The 12,932-nt window shown below is 47.3% G+C and carries 7 protein-coding genes and 3 rRNA genes; all 10 read right to left on the bottom strand.

The genetic code is table 11. The annotated features are described in order from the left end of the window. Positions 1-146: 146 nt before the first annotated feature. The 10 genes from MHB64_RS00100 to MHB64_RS00055 all read right to left on the bottom strand — a co-directional run bounded on the left by MHB64_RS00100 (position 147) and on the right by MHB64_RS00055 (position 12,701). A 16S ribosomal RNA gene (locus tag MHB64_RS00100) occupies positions 147-1,704 on the bottom strand. 466 nt (positions 1,705-2,170) lie between these two features. Beyond that, complete coding sequence (locus tag MHB64_RS00095) at positions 2,171-3,322, bottom strand: amidohydrolase family protein (RefSeq protein WP_341133467.1); 1,152 nt, start codon at positions 3,320-3,322, stop codon at positions 2,171-2,173. 2 nt (positions 3,323-3,324) lie between these two features. Then, a complete protein-coding gene (locus MHB64_RS00090; RefSeq protein ID WP_341133466.1) occupies positions 3,325-4,383 on the bottom strand; it encodes a pyridoxal-phosphate-dependent aminotransferase family protein in 1,059 nt (352 codons plus the stop codon). Then, on the bottom strand, positions 4,380-5,153 hold the full coding sequence (locus MHB64_RS00085; RefSeq protein ID WP_280789134.1) for an ABC transporter ATP-binding protein: 774 nt from the start codon (positions 5,151-5,153) through the stop codon (positions 4,380-4,382). The genes MHB64_RS00090 and MHB64_RS00085 overlap by 4 nt, the downstream gene beginning before the upstream one ends. Then, entirely contained in the window at positions 5,144-5,908 is a 765-nt protein-coding gene (locus MHB64_RS00080; RefSeq protein ID WP_094874771.1) for an ABC transporter ATP-binding protein, read from the bottom strand. The genes MHB64_RS00085 and MHB64_RS00080 overlap by 10 nt, the downstream gene beginning before the upstream one ends. Beyond that, a complete protein-coding gene (locus MHB64_RS00075) occupies positions 5,908-6,774 on the bottom strand; it encodes an ABC transporter permease (RefSeq protein ID WP_341133465.1) in 867 nt (288 codons plus the stop codon). The genes MHB64_RS00080 and MHB64_RS00075 overlap by 1 nt, the downstream gene beginning before the upstream one ends. Further along, positions 6,771-7,760 carry an ABC transporter permease gene (locus tag MHB64_RS00070; protein ID WP_256990722.1) on the bottom strand — a complete coding sequence of 330 codons (990 nt, stop codon included), beginning with the start codon at positions 7,758-7,760 and terminating at the stop codon, positions 6,771-6,773. Before MHB64_RS00070 ends, MHB64_RS00075 begins: the two co-directional genes overlap by 4 nt. Continuing rightward, positions 7,757-9,373, bottom strand: coding sequence for an ABC transporter substrate-binding protein (locus MHB64_RS00065; protein ID WP_094874769.1), 1,617 nt, complete (start codon positions 9,371-9,373; stop codon positions 7,757-7,759). Before MHB64_RS00065 ends, MHB64_RS00070 begins: the two co-directional genes overlap by 4 nt. 155 nt (positions 9,374-9,528) lie before the next feature. Further along, a 5S ribosomal RNA gene (gene rrf / locus MHB64_RS00060) occupies positions 9,529-9,645 on the bottom strand. Between the two features lie 127 nt (positions 9,646-9,772). Further along, positions 9,773-12,701: ribosomal RNA gene (locus MHB64_RS00055) — 23S ribosomal RNA — on the bottom strand. Between the last annotated feature and the right edge of the window lie 231 nt (positions 12,702-12,932).

Here is a 12,932-nt window from a genome sequence, read left to right as displayed (position 1 = left end):
CTAAAACGCAAATTCGTTTCGGTATCCAGTTTTCAAGGATCAAGTCTTGCTTGAGAGCTTAAACTCTCAAAACTGAGCAACGAGTGAGTTGTGGAAGCTTAGCTTCCGATTTGAATGTCTCCATTGCAGGAAACGATTCTCCATAGAAAGGAGGTGATCCAGCCGCACCTTCCGATACGGCTACCTTGTTACGACTTCACCCCAATCATCTACCCCACCTTCGGCGGCTGGCTCCCTTGCGGGTTACCCCACCGACTTCGGGTGTTGTAAACTCTCGTGGTGTGACGGGCGGTGTGTACAAGACCCGGGAACGTATTCACCGCGGCATGCTGATCCGCGATTACTAGCAATTCCGACTTCATGCAGGCGAGTTGCAGCCTGCAATCCGAACTGAGACCGGCTTTGATGGGATTGGCTTCACCTCGCGGCTTCGCTTCCCGTTGTACCGGCCATTGTAGTACGTGTGTAGCCCAGGTCATAAGGGGCATGATGATTTGACGTCATCCCCACCTTCCTCCGGTTTGTCACCGGCAGTCACTCTAGAGTGCCCAACATTACTTGCTGGCAACTAAAGTTAAGGGTTGCGCTCGTTGCGGGACTTAACCCAACATCTCACGACACGAGCTGACGACAACCATGCACCACCTGTCTCCTCTGTCCCGAAGGCCGCCACTATCTCTAGTGGATTCAGAGGGATGTCAAGACCTGGTAAGGTTCTTCGCGTTGCTTCGAATTAAACCACATACTCCACTGCTTGTGCGGGTCCCCGTCAATTCCTTTGAGTTTCAGTCTTGCGACCGTACTCCCCAGGCGGAGTGCTTACTGTGTTAACTTCGGCACCAAGGGTATCGAAACCCCTAACACCTAGCACTCATCGTTTACGGCGTGGACTACCAGGGTATCTAATCCTGTTTGCTCCCCACGCTTTCGCGCCTCAGCGTCAGTTACAGCCCAGAAAGTCGCCTTCGCCACTGGTGTTCCTCCACATATCTACGCATTTCACCGCTACACGTGGAATTCCACTTTCCTCTTCTGTACTCAAGTCACCCAGTTTCCAGTGCGACCTCAGGTTGAGCCCAAGGTTTAAACACCAGACTTAAATGACCGCCTGCGCGCGCTTTACGCCCAATAATTCCGGACAACGCTTGCCCCCTACGTATTACCGCGGCTGCTGGCACGTAGTTAGCCGGGGCTTTCTTCTCAGGTACCGTCACTCCGATAGCAGTTACTCTACCGGACGTTCTTCCCTGGCAACAGAGCTTTACGATCCGAAAACCTTCATCACTCACGCGGCGTTGCTCCGTCAGACTTTCGTCCATTGCGGAAGATTCCCTACTGCTGCCTCCCGTAGGAGTCTGGGCCGTGTCTCAGTCCCAGTGTGGCCGTTCACCCTCTCAGGTCGGCTACGCATCGTCGCCTTGGTGGGCCGTTACCCCACCAACTAGCTAATGCGCCGCAGGCCCATCCCTCAGTGACAGATTGCTCCGTCTTTCATTCTTTCTTCAGGAGAAAAAAGAAATTATCCGGTATTAGCTACCGTTTCCGGTAGTTATCCCAGTCTAAGGGGCAGGTTGCCTACGTGTTACTCACCCGTCCGCCGCTAAGTTATTTTGAAAGCAAGCTTTCAAAATAACTCCGCTCGACTTGCATGTATTAGGCACGCCGCCAGCGTTCGTCCTGAGCCAGGATCAAACTCTCCAATTAGTATTGAAAAGAGCGATATGCTCATTTTGAAACATCTGACGAGAAAATTAATTCTCACGATGAAATTTCAAAAGCGTAAAATACGCTGTGAAACTCATCAGTTTTGGATTTCACTTTCGTGATTTCCTACTCACTCGTTGTTCAGTTTTCAAAGATCAAGTTCTCGTTGGCGCCGTTTAATGTCTCAGCAGCAACTCTTATACTATATCATGTTCGGCTATTTAATGTCAAGCTCTTTTTTAACTTCTTTTTCGAGCTCGGCATGTGTATTTCTTGGCCGGACTTAGAATATATCATGTATAGAGATTCATTGCAACACTTTTTTTCAAATATTTAAAAACCATAAATCAAGTATTAATGATTACACTCTATCTTTATATACTGTTGCCTTGTATACATTCCATAATATAAAAGAAAAACAACTGCAAAAGATATCAGTTGTTTTTAGAAGAGAGCTTAAAAGAATCTAAATTATTTCCGCTTCCTTCGCTCCAGTAATTACGGAAACGATACTGTTTCGAAGTATCTCCGCATTATAGGCCTGGTATGGATCAACATTGAAAATAACAGCATCTGCAATAAAACCCTCTGCAATCTGCCCCAGCTCATTTCCATTCCCTAGAATATCAGCAGCGCTTTTAGTAGCAGATTGCCATGCTTCTTTGCGTGTTAAGCCATAATCAATCAACGTATCCAGCTCTTGAAGGTTATAACCATGTAATGAAGGTGTAGCATAATCTGTACCGAATCCTATACGAACGCCTTCTCTTTTTGCATAATTAATGGCTTTGGAATGCGATTCAGCAGCGCGGGCAGCTCGTTCGCAAATAATCGGGTTCAAGGCTAGAACGCCTTTCGGATCTGCAGCAATGCGATAGATAGATGTAGTAGGTACAAAAGCCACCCCTGAACTAGCAAGTCTCCCTGCCTGATCTTCAGTTAGAAACATCCCATGCTCTATAGATTCCACGCCGGCCTGAATGGACCAGTCTATCGTTACTCCACCCCAGGTATGAACCAGTACCTTCTTATCATAAGCATGTGCATTACGAACAATGAATGCGAACTCTTCTTCGGAAAAGATCGGATCTACGACTTTCTCGGTGGGTGCCCCAAGACCGCCTGTGGCCATGATTTTTATCCAGCCCGCTCCTGTAGCAAAGATTTGCGCCATCCGTTGTTCCAAATACTTAAGTCCACGGGCATCTGCTGCTCCAAGCATCTCACTGCTCGTATGCACTCTTAAAGGCTGCTGATACTGCTGAACAAGATGCTTCACTGTGCTGGGGGTAATTCCTCCTGCATCCCGTACAGTCGTTACACCAGTCCTTAGAGTAGCCTCAAATGCTTGCGCCTGCATGACCTCGATCTGATGGGAGTCGCGCTTCAATTGGTCCGTATGATCAAAGTCTGTCCAAGCAAGATGCGTATGAAGATCAATAATACCAGGCGTTATCCATAGTTCTGTGCCTGTAGGAGTTGTATTATTTTGTTGCGGCTTCGCTTCAGTAATAGATGAAAAATAGCCATCCTTGATCACAACATTAAAACGTTTTCCTTCGATGCCTGCTATATGAATATCCATGAATGTATGTAGCTCTGGATGCTTATGGATCATCTTCATTCCCCCCAAGCCAGCCGAACAGCTTGTAATGCCTGATCAGGGTTTTGTTTCAACAACTCAGCAAGCGTTGACATGGCTTCCTCTACACTTTTACGAGCAGCATTTGTTCCAAAATGATTGATCCGCAAAAGATGTCCAAATAATTCTCCGTCTCCTGGAGCCACAATGCCTATAGGTTTTTCGATCTGCAAGTCTTGCCTTCCACCAATCCGAACCGTTGTAGTCAGTGTAGAATAATGTCTGCTGTCCTTTTGCCAAGGCTCAAGCCCCAAGCATTCTATACCCGCTAATGTAGCAGCTGCAGCCCTTTCATGACGCTGAATGATTTGCTCCAATCCCTCTTCTTCAATTCGTGTCAAGGTCAGGATCAAAGCTCTAGCCTCTAATGTCGGAATATTTGGAGCAACTCGTAGTGGCGCGGCGCCATCCAGCGAAGGTTTGAGATCCAGCAAGGACAAAATGGAGTTACGTGGTGCATTTTTATTAGACTCAAGAAAATTCCAGCCACGTGGTGAAATACTGACGGCGCTAACGCCGTTAGGTCCAGCCAAGGCTTTTTGCGCGCCTATCACAGCAAAATCAACTCCCCATTCATCGACCAGTAACACCTCTCCCCCAACCGCAGAAACCGAGTCCGTCACAGTAATGAGATTGTACTCCTTTGCAATCCTGAATATTTCTTTAGCCGGATTAGATCCACCTGTAACCACTTCAGCCTGAACAAAGGAAAGGGCACAAGGGTTAAACTCTTTAATTGCGGAAGCAACTTGGTCTCCAGTGACCACTTCATCAAAAGGAACCTTTACTTCAATTACCGTTGCTCCTCCCCGCTCAAGCCATTTTCCAAATAGACTTCCATAGGGACCTGTTACTACATTTACAATGGTTCGACCAGGCGCGGCTATTCCTGCAGCTACTGCCTCGATTCCCAGAATTGCCTCAGCTGGGATGATAACTGGTGGATGCTCAGTAAACAAGATTGTAGAAATTAATTCTGTAAGCTTATTATACTCAGTCACTGAAAGTGGCACATGTATATTATGTTCTGGGCTCATAAGAAACCTCCTGATGTACTTGATTTTGGCATTTTAGGAACCGCCGACAACAGCTCGTAACTATATTCATGTTTAGGCCGGATGAAGAATTGATCCTTGGGACTCTGCTCCACGAGCTTTCCTTGCCGCATAACTGCTACCGTATCGCTAATTGCATTGATAACTCCTAGATCATGGGAAATAAAAAGCATAGTGAGATTAAGCTCAGTTTTCAGCGTATTGAACAGCTCGAGCACACTAAGCTGCACAGATACATCCAGCGCGCTCGTAGGTTCATCGGCGATCAGGATATTTGGTTCAACGCTTAATGCACGAGCGATCGCTATCCGTTGCCGCTGACCACCAGAAAATTCGTGAGGGAATTTATCTAAAGCCTTTTGCTCCAAATGAACCTGGTTCAAAAGCTCTTTACATCTTTGCTCAACGCCCGAACGTCCCACTATTTTATGAAACAATAAGGGCTCGGAAAGAATTTGCCTAATCGAATGCTTTGGATTCAGCGATGCATCAGGATTTTGAAAGATCATCTGGATTATTTTACGATGCTCCCGGCTTCTTTTCTTTTTTAACTCTTGGGTACCTAACAGGATCTTTCCCTCATGCGGGGCAATCAGTCCAGCAATTACTCGAGCCAGCGTAGATTTGCCTGAGCCGGATTCTCCAACAAGTCCAAGAGTGGTGTGCTGCTCAAGATTCAGATTGATACAATCCAGTGCAGTAAATCCGCCATAGTGAACAGTTAAATCTTTTATTTGCAAGGCTAGTTCCATAAGTCTCTACTCCCTTCAAGCTCTGGCAAAGGAAGCACCGAATCAATCAGCATCTGTGTGTAAGGGTCGGATGGATTTTGCAAAATATCAAGGGTAGCGCCATGCTCAACAATCTGCCCTTGTTTCATTACACATAGGCGTGAGCATAAGCTGGCTGCAATCGCGAGATTATGGGTTACAAAAATCATGGCAAAACTGAGCTCCTGCTGGAGGTTCGTGATCGTTTCAATAATTTGCCGTTGAACCGTGACATCCAGCGCCGTTGTCGGCTCATCACAGAGAAGAATGCCTGGCTTGCATGCCAGTGCCAAAGCGATGACTACCCGTTGACACTGACCGCCTGACAGCTGACTTGGATATCGGTCCTTTTTCTTTAAAGAATCAGGGAGACCAAGCCTTTCGAGTAGCTCCAGCGCAATCATTCGCGAAGCCTTTCGGCTTACTCTCTGTCTGTAATACACGACTTCAGCCAGCTGATTGACAACCATACAGAGTGGATCAAGCGCACCTCTCGGGTCTTGAAACACCATCGCACTGCTTACGTCACTCTTAATGGTGCCACCTGTCTGTTCAACACCATTTGGAAGTAGTCCCAGAATTGCACGCAGCGTAAGCGATTTTCCTGAACCCGACTCACCTACTAATCCTAGACTCTCCCCTTTGCTCAGCGAAAAGCTAACATTGTTGACTAATCTCTCTTTTGACTTTGCAGCCAGCGATAGTGCATTTATTTCTAAAATGGGTTGTATAGACATCATTTTTTCCTCCATATGTCTGCCAAACCATCACCTAGGAGCGACAAAGCTATTCCGGTATACACCACTGCAAATCCTGGGACAGCTGAGAGCCACCAAGCTGTAGTGATGAAGGGTTGTCCATCCGAGATCATAGTTCCCCAGTCTGGAGTTGGCGGTGTAATACCGATCCCAAGATACCCTAGTGTAACAATGGCAACAAGCAATCCAATCATGTCTGTCATAAGAACGACCACGGCTTGCGGAAGCACATTGGGCAGCAGATGACGCAAAATAATTTTTACTCCGGGTAGCCCTAAGGTTTGAGCGGATGCCACCCATTCCTGATTGCGAAAAGATGCGCTAAGACCTCTCACTACACGAGCAAAAACAATCCAACCTACAAGGATAAACGTAATATAGATGCCTCGTTCTCCTGCTCCACTGGCAAAAGCCACGATAATGACGATTAGATAAAAAGGAAAAGCGATCAACGTATCTGACAGCAGCGTAATAACTGTATCAATCCATTTGCCGTAATATCCTGCTAGCATTCCTAGAAACACACCTATACAAAAGGGAATGATTTCTGCCAAGAACATGATTTTTAAATCCGTCCTCGCTGCATAAATCAATCTAGTAAACAGATCACGTCCCAGTTGGTCTGTTCCCAACCAATGCTCGGCTGATGGAGGCTGTAGAAAGGCACTCAAATTTTGCTCGGAGGGATCATAGGGACTTATATACGGTATGAATACAGTCAAGAACATAAGAGCTGCAAACATAATAATTCCCACTAGAAGTGAAGGGGTATTCCATATTCGCTTTAAGCCACTAGTCATCTTGCCACCCTCATACATTCGTGGCTCTAGTCTTATAGTTTTCATTGTTTTCCCTTCGTTCTGGGATCAAGCCACCAAGAAATGATTTCAATCAAGAGACTGATGATCACAACAGCTAACGCACAGTAAAGTGCTATTCCTTGAATAACCGGAAAGTCCCGTTTCGAAATTGAAGTGAATAACAAGCTGCCAATTCCCTTTATTCCAAACACCTGTTCAACGACCAATGTGCCGCCGATTAGATAAGAAATATTCACACCCATCAGCATCAGTGTTGGAAGAGCCGAATTACGCAGCACATGTTTAAATAAAATAACCCTGCTTGGTATTCCGGCAGCCTTAAGTGTAACTACAAAATCCGATTCTAACACTTCAAGCATCTGTGCTCTTAACGAACGGACCAGCGTAGGAATCTGTGAGAAAGCAACGGTGATTGCCGGAAGTGCAAGACTGTGCAAGGTTCCAATCCACCCTTCACTTACTCCCCCAACGGGGAACCAGCCAAGCCGGACACTAAAGAGCAAAATTAAAAGTAAGCCAACCCAGAAGATTGGCATACCCAAAGTTATTGTAGGAAAAATACGTATTAAATGATCCAGCAGTTTATCCTTATGCGTAGCTGCTACTGTAGCAAGCAGAAGCGATACCAAAATCGCCAACACACACGCTATTACTATGAGCAACAATGTGACAGGGGCTCGCTGCATAATCAACTCTCTTGTTGATGTACCCATAACAATGGAGTTTCCGGTATCCCCCTGAGTAAATAGCGTCTTCAGAAATCGCAGGAACTGCTCCCACAAAGGGAGGTCCAGCCCAAGAGTATGATGCATACTCTTAAGCGCCTCAGGGGTACTGTATTCTCCCAATATCATTTTAGCTGGATCTCCAGGCACAATCCGGATGATGAAAAAGACTGCTATCATTACGCAGCAGATTACTGCCAGCGCTTTTATAAGTGATATCACAAGCCAGTTGTAAGAGTCTTTGCTTCCTCTCGGTTGATTTAACACCTGCTTAAGATTCGTCATTGGCTGATGCGGACATCTTCGAAACGGGCGCTGCCGTTAGGTAGAACAACAAGGCCGTCGACTGAAGAACGGATACCTTTCAGAACATCTGGATAATAAAGCGGAATATACGGCACTTCATCAGCAAGTGTCTGCAGCAGCTTAGTATAGATTTGCGCACGGCCATCGCCATCCGCTGTTTTTTGGCCCTCATATAGCAGCTTCGTTACTTCATCATTCGTATAATGGGTCCAATATGATTTGCTGAAGCCTTCCGGATCAGTTTGAAAAGCAATAATCGAGTTCGCTTCTGGGGAGTCGGCTTGACCGCTGTTGAGCATTGCGGCGAAATCATATGCAAAGAACCGTTCACGGAAAGTAGCAAGCTCAATCGACTCAATCTCAATTGTAATCCCGATCGTTTGACCCGCTGCCTGAATAATTTGTGCTTCTTGTGCTCTTGTACTATTGCCGGAAGCTACAAGTAATTTAGTAGTGAATCCATTAGGGAAGGCAGATTTAGCAAGCTCCTCCTTGGCCGCCTCGACATTGAAGTTCAGAGCCTTAATTGTATCATTGGAGTTATAAGGAATCGTTGTTGGCAGCAATGAGTTTGCCGTCTGTGCATATCCAAAGGTTAACGCTTTGGTCAAGCCTTCACGATCAAGCGCCAGAGCCAGAGCGCGGCGAACATGCACATCCGAAAAATGTTTATCCAGCGTATTAAAGAACAATTGCTCTGTTACCCAACTACCATTAGTAATTACTTTTGTGTCAGCTCCATCTTTGATCTCATTGGCATTTTGCAGCGCTAAAGATTCAATAGCATTAACTTCTCCAGCTTTCAGCTGATTGATTGCTTGACTATCATCCTCAATCAACTTATAAACTAGCTTATCAATATATGGTTTACCTTCTTGCCAGTAGAATTTATTCTTAGTGAAGGTCAGATCACCCGCTGTATCCCATGATTCAACCACAAAGGGCCCCGTTCCGATGGGCTTCTTAAAGAATTCTTCTTCGGGAACTCCACCAAAATGGTTAGGCAAGATGCCATTTGAGAAATTGGATAGCTCTGAGATAAATGGTGTATAAGGCTCTTTAAGCGTAATAACAAGCGTTTTGTTATCTTGCGCTTTGATTGCGTCCACCTTTGCAGATATTGCCAGTGGGCCGCCAACCTTCAAGTGGCGCTCAAGGGAGAATACAGCATCTTCCGCAGTCACATCCGTACCGTTTGAAAACTTCAGACCCTCACGAAGTTCAAAAGTATACGTCAATCCATCCTCACTAATACTGTGTGACTTCGCAAGCCAATCTACAATTTCGCCCTTGCTGTCAAAAGCAACCAACGATTCAAATACTTTGTCGATAGCAAAAGCATTGTTGGACGTAATCTGGTTATGCAGATCCAGCGAGGTTACAGAAGCAGGCCGACCATAGACGAAGGTTCCTCCTGCTGCCGGCTCTGCTGCTTGAGGACTCTGAGTTGCTGCACTCGCATTTTCCGAAGCTTCCTTATTGGAATCAGCCTTATTAGTAGATCCGGAGCAACCCGCGATTACCATCAATAGTAATATTGATATTGCCCCAAACAGAAGCGGCTTCTTAAAAGATAAATTAAAATATGACATACTCCATTCCCCCTACAATTCATATATGTTTAGTATGAATTGTATTATGGGTTAAACACTGTAGTCTGTCAAACAAAATTTAAATCGTACTAACCCTTTAAGTAAATAAATACAACAAAAAGACCACTGTCGATGACTCAACAGTGGTCTTGCGTGCTTGGCAACGTCCTACTCTCCCAGGACCCTTCGGTCCAAGTACCATCGGCGCTGGAGGGCTTAACGGTCGTGTTCGGGATGGGTACGCGTGGAACCCCTCCGCTATCGCCACCAAACATGCGTCTGTGAAACAGACGCTGTCGCGTGAAATTTGCTTCATCACAGAAGTGCGAATAAATTCCATAGCGTAATCCAGGCTTGATGCCTGAAAACTGAATCCGAATTGAATTTGCGTTTTAAGTATAGGATAAGCCCTCGACCGATTAGTATTGGTCAGCTCCATGCATTACTGCACTTCCACCTCCAACCTATCTACCTCGTCGTCTTCAAGGGGTCTTACTAATTGGGAAATCTCATCTTGAGGGGGGCTTCACGCTTAGATGCTTTCAGCGCTTATCCCGTCCGTACGTAGCTACTCAGCCATGCTCCTGGCGGAACAACTGATGCACCAGCGGTACGTCCATCCCGGTCCTCTCGTACTAAGGACAGCTCCTCTCAAATTTCCTGCGCCCACGACAGATAGGGACCGAACTGTCTCACGACGTTCTGAACCCAGCTCGCGTACCGCTTTAATGGGCGAACAGCCCAACCCTTGGGACCTACTTCAGCCCCAGGATGCGATGAGCCGACATCGAGGTGCCAAACCTCCCCGTCGATGTGGACTCTTGGGGGAGATAAGCCTGTTATCCCCAGGGTAGCTTTTATCCGTTGAGCGATGGCCCTTCCATGCGGTACCACCGGATCACTAAGTCCGACTTTCGTCCCTGCTCGACTTGTAGGTCTCGCAGTCAAGCTCCCTTATGCCTTTGCACTCTTCGAATGATTTCCAACCATTCTGAGGGAACCTTGGAACGCCTCCGTTACTCTTTAGGAGGCGACCGCCCCAGTCAAACTGCCCGCCTGACACGGTCCCCGTACCGGATTACGGTACTAGGTTAGAACCTAGATACGATCAGGGTGGTATCCCAACGGCGCCTCCACCGAAGCTTGCGCTCCGATTTCTACGGCTCCCACCTATCCTGTACAGATCGTACCCAAATTCAATATCAAGCTGCAGTAAAGCTCCATGGGGTCTTTCCGTCTTGTCGCGGGTAACCTGCATCTTCACAGGTATTAAAATTTCACCGGATCTCTCGTTGAGACAGCGCCCAAGTCGTTACGCCATTCGTGCGGGTCAGAATTTACCTGACAAGGAATTTCGCTACCTTAGGACCGTTATAGTTACGGCCGCCGTTTACTGGGGCTTCGGTTCATAGCTTCGGGTTACCCCTAACCACTCCCCTTAACCTTCCAGCACCGGGCAGGCGTCAGCCCGTATACTTCGCCTTGCGGCTTCGCACAGACCTGTGTTTTTGCTAAACAGTCGCTTGGGCCTTTTCACTGCGGCCCCCTCGTGCTATTCACACTACCGGGGCACCCCTTCTCCCGAAGTTACGGGGTCATTTTGCCGAGTTCCTTAACGAGAGTTCTTCCGCGCGCCTTAGAATTCTCTTCTCGCCTACCTGTGTCGGTTTGCGGTACGGGCACCTTCTCCTGGCTAGAGGCTTTTCTTGGCAGTGTGAGATCATGACCTTCGCTACTGTAATTTTCGCTCCCCATCACAGCCCAGCCTTAACGATGTGCGGATTTGCCTACACATCAGCCTCACTGCTTAGACGGACATATCCATCAGTCCGCGTCACTACCCTCCTGCGTCACCCCATCGCTCATAGCGGATTACGGTGGTACAGTAATTTCAAACTGTTGTCCTTCGACTACGCCTTTCGGCCTCGCCTTAGGTCCCGACTTACCCTGAGCGGACGAGCCTTCCTCAGGAAACCTTGGGCTTTCGGCGGATCAGATTCTCACTGATCTTTTCGTTACTCATACCGGCATTCTCACTTGTATGCTGTCCAGCGCTCCTTACGGTACACCTTCAACCCACATACAACGCTCCCCTACCCCAGATACATACGTATCTAGCCATAGCTTCGGTGGTGTGTTTAGCCCCGTTACATTTTCGGCGCAGAGTCACTCGACCAGTGAGCTATTACGCACTCTTTCAATGGTGGCTGCTTCTAAGCCAACATCCTGGTTGTCTGTGCAACTCCACATCCTTTCCCACTTAACACACACTTGGGGACCTTAGCTGATGGTCTGGGCTGTTTCCCTTTTGACAATGGATCTTAGCACTCACTGTCTGACTCCCGGCAATAAGTATATGGCATTCGGAGTTTGACTGAGCTTGGTAATCCTTGCGGACCCCGCACCCAATCAGTGCTCTACCTCCACTACTCTTATACCGAGGCTAGCCCTAAAGCTATTTCGGGGAGAACCAGCTATCTCCGAGTTCGATTGGAATTTCTCCGCTACCCCCACCTCATCCCCGCATTTTTCAACATGCGTGGGTTCGGGCCTCCAGTGCGTGTTACCGCACCTTCACCCTGGACAGGGGTAGATCACACGGTTTCGGGTCTACGTCCACATACTCATTCGCCCTATTCAGACTCGCTTTCGCTGCGGCTCCGTCTTCTCGACTTAACCTTGCATGTTAAACGTAACTCGCCGGTTCATTCTACAAAAGGCACGCCATCACCCATTAATAGGGCTCTGACTTTTTGTAAGCACACGGTTTCAGGTTCTATTTCACTCCCCTTCCGGGGTGCTTTTCACCTTTCCCTCACGGTACTGTTTCACTATCGGTCGCCAGGTAGTATTTAGCCTTAGCAGATGGTCCTGCTGGATTCATACGGGGTTTCACGTGCCCCGCACTACTCGGGATCCGTCTCGGAGAGAACACAGTTTAGGCTACAGGGCTTTTACCTCTATCGCGGGCCTTTCCAGACCTCTTCACCTACCATATTCCTTTGTAACTCCATGTGAGACGTCCCACAACCCCTAAGAGCAAGCTCTTAGGTTTAGGCTGTTCCGCGTTCGCTCGCCGCTACTGACGGAATCACTATTGTTTTCTCTTCCTCAGGGTACTTAGATGTTTCAGTTCCCCTGGTCTGCCTCTACATCTCCTATGTGTTCAGAGATGAGTAACTGCGAATTACCACAGCTGGGTTTCCCCATTCGGACACCCCCGGATCAAAGCTTGCTTACAGCTCCCCGAGGCAGTTTCGTTGTTCGCCACGTCCTTCGTCGGCTCCTGGCGCCTAGGCATCCTCCGTGTGCTCTTATTAGCTTAACCTTGATTTTTCCGCAGGAAAATATCATACAATGACATTTCTCTTGGAATCATCTCACTAATAACATTTACTTGTTTACACAAGTTGCTAAAAGATGTTCTAAAACGCAAATTCGTTTCGGTATCCAGTTTTCAAGGATCAAGTCTTACTTGAGAGCTTAAACTCTCAAAACTGAGCAACGAGTGAGTGTTCGAACCCGAAGGTCCTATTTTGGAAGTTTAACTTCCGATTTG

Source organism: Paenibacillus sp. FSL K6-2859 (assembly GCF_038008265.1).
In the GTDB taxonomy this organism is placed as follows: domain Bacteria; phylum Bacillota; class Bacilli; order Paenibacillales; family Paenibacillaceae; genus Paenibacillus_AQ; species Paenibacillus_AQ nitricinens.
Note: the sequence above shows the minus strand (reverse complement) of the source record. Positions and strands in the feature narration are given on the sequence as shown.

Coding starts and splice junctions, on each gene's coding strand:
- MHB64_RS00095 (WP_341133467.1), bottom strand. CDS start 3,322: ATGATCCATAAGCATCCAGAGCTACATACATTCATGGATATTCATATA.
- MHB64_RS00080 (WP_094874771.1), bottom strand. CDS start 5,908: ATGTCTATACAACCCATTTTAGAAATAAATGCACTATCGCTGGCTGCA.
- MHB64_RS00070 (WP_256990722.1), bottom strand. CDS start 7,760: ATGACGAATCTTAAGCAGGTGTTAAATCAACCGAGAGGAAGCAAAGAC.
- MHB64_RS00085 (WP_280789134.1), bottom strand. CDS start 5,153: ATGGAACTAGCCTTGCAAATAAAAGATTTAACTGTTCACTATGGCGGA.
- MHB64_RS00090 (WP_341133466.1), bottom strand. CDS start 4,383: ATGAGCCCAGAACATAATATACATGTGCCACTTTCAGTGACTGAGTAT.
- MHB64_RS00065 (WP_094874769.1), bottom strand. CDS start 9,373: ATGTCATATTTTAATTTATCTTTTAAGAAGCCGCTTCTGTTTGGGGCA.
- MHB64_RS00075 (WP_341133465.1), bottom strand. CDS start 6,774: ATGAAAACTATAAGACTAGAGCCACGAATGTATGAGGGTGGCAAGATG.